1 protein-coding gene is annotated in these 207 nt (G+C 70.5%); it reads left to right on the top strand.

The window, feature by feature from the left end:
* Positions 1-207, top strand: a 207-nt coding sequence (locus tag GT030_RS24715) for a histidine kinase (RefSeq protein ID WP_237522785.1), incomplete at both ends; no start/stop codon positions are given.

Below are 207 nucleotides of genomic sequence, written 5' to 3'. Positions count from 1 at the left end.
ACCGCGACCGGATCGCCCGTGACCTGCACGATCTCGTCATCCAGCGACTCTTCGCCACCGGCATGATGCTGGAGAGCGCCCAGCGCAGGTCGATCGTGCCGGCCGTGCGCGAGGGCGTGGGCAAGGCCGTGGACGAGCTGGACGTGACCATCCAGGAGATCCGCACGGCGATCTTCGCGCTCCAGCAGGGGCCCGCCGAGGCCCCGT

The sequence above is a fragment of the Streptomyces sp. SID1328 genome, from assembly GCF_009865595.1.
GTDB lineage: Bacteria > Actinomycetota > Actinomycetes > Streptomycetales > Streptomycetaceae > Streptomyces > Streptomyces griseoluteus.
Note: the sequence above shows the minus strand (reverse complement) of the source record. Positions and strands in the feature narration are given on the sequence as shown.